Origin of the sequence: Kineococcus sp. G2, from assembly GCF_037154035.1 — a bacterium.
GTDB lineage: Bacteria > Actinomycetota > Actinomycetes > Actinomycetales > Kineococcaceae > Kineococcus.
Window position 1 is genome coordinate 1 of sequence record NZ_JBBBEM010000037.1, and the last position, 1,600, is coordinate 1,600.

Genomic DNA, 1,600 nt, shown 5'->3' on the forward strand with positions numbered 1-1,600 from the left:
CGCCGGCCGACCCCGCCGGCCGACCCCGCCGGCCGACCCCGACGGTGCAGCGCGCGCCGGCGGGGAGCGCTTCACGCGACGGCGGTCCCCTCCAGCTCGACCAGCAGGCCGGGCAGCGCCAGGCGGCTCACGCCGAGCATCGTCGTGGGCGGTGTCGCCCCCGCGGCGCCCAACCGCGACGTCAGCACGCCGTAGGCCTCGAAGAGCCGGTCGACGTCGGTGGTGTGCACGGTGAGCCGGACGAGGTCCGCGAGGGACATGCCGGCTGCGGTGAGGACCGCTTCGAGGTTGTCCAGGCTCAGCGCCAGCTGGGCGGCCACGTCGTCCGGGTGCTCGGGCCGGCCGTCGCCGCTCATCGCGGCCTGCCCGGAGCAGTACAGGGTCCGGGTGTGCCCGGAGACCACCTGCCCCTGGTCGTACCCCGCGCCCACCGACCACGGCCACGGGTTGATCACCGTTCTGTCCACGCCGCACCAGCTCCCTCTGCTCCTCGGCGCCGTCCACGTCCGGGCGTGCACCGCTTCGACGCCGTGGTGACGTCGTGCGCAGGAGCTTGCCGGGGAATCGTGACACCTCCTGTCGTGCATGCCGCTACGTTCTGGCGCGTGCGCGCCGACCGGCTGGTCTCCCTCGTGCTGCTGCTGCGCCAGCGCGGGCGGCTGAGCGCGACCGCGCTGGCCCGCGAGCTCGAGGTGTCCACCCGCACCGTGCTGCGCGACGTCGAGGCGCTGTCCGCGGCCGGCGTGCCGGTCTACGCCGAGCGCGGCCGCCACGGCGGTTTCTCGCTGCTGCCGGGTTTCCGGACCGAGCTGACCGGGCTGAACCACGACGAGGCCCTCGCCCTGCTGGTCGCTGGGGCGCGGCGCGGCGTGCAGGTGTTCGGCCTCGGGTCGGCGCTGGCCTCGGCGGTGCTCAAGGTGGTCGACGCGCTGCCGGAGGAGCACCGGGCCACCGCGGCCGGCGCGGCCCAGCGGTTGCTCGTGGACCCGCAGACCGACCTCCTGGCGCGCCGGTGGGCCGGCGAGGAGCTGCCCGACGCCGTCATGGCCCGGGTCCGGCGCGCGGTGCTCTCCGGGCGCAGGCTGCGCATCCGCTACGCGCCCGTGGACCGGGCGCCGACGTGGCGCACGGTGGACCCGATCGGCCTGGTCACCGTGCGCGGGCACGGGTATCTGCTGGCGACGAGGTCCGGGGCGGAACGCACCTACCGCCTCTCGCGGGTGCTGGCCGCCGAGGAGCTCGACGAACCGGCGCAGCGGCCCGAGCGGGTCGACCTCGACCGGGCCTGGAGGGAACGCAGCGCGCGGTTCAGGACCGGTGGCGAGCAGGTCGCCGTGCTGGTGCGGCTGTCCGCGGCGCGGCGCGAGGACCTGCTGGGCACCGCGCTCGCCCTGCACGCCGAGGAGCGGGAGGCGGACGAGCGCCTGCGGCTGGAGGTCACCTTCCAGGACCGGCGGCACGCCGAGTGGGCGCTGTGGCAGCTCGCCGCGGACGCGGAGGTCCTGGAACCGCAGTGGCTGCGCGACGCCCTGCGCCGGCGCGCCGCCGCGGTCCTGGCCCGTTGCGGGAGGTGAGGCGCCGCGGCGACCGGGTGGTCGCC

Annotated in this window: 2 protein-coding genes; one reads left to right on the forward strand and one right to left on the reverse strand. The window is 76.7% G+C overall.

Annotated features, from left to right (window positions below; translation table 11 throughout):
• Window positions 1-71: 71 nt before the first annotated feature.
• Window positions 72-467, reverse strand: a complete 396-nt coding sequence (locus V9U69_RS07315) for a RidA family protein (RefSeq protein WP_337060834.1) — start codon at window positions 465-467, stop codon at window positions 72-74.
• A gap of 138 nt (window positions 468-605) precedes the next feature.
• Between V9U69_RS07315 and V9U69_RS07320 the strand changes: the two genes are divergently transcribed.
• On the forward strand, window positions 606-1,574 hold the full coding sequence (locus V9U69_RS07320; RefSeq protein WP_337060836.1) for a helix-turn-helix transcriptional regulator: 969 nt from the start codon (window positions 606-608) through the stop codon (window positions 1,572-1,574).
• Window positions 1,575-1,600 lie beyond the last annotated feature (26 nt).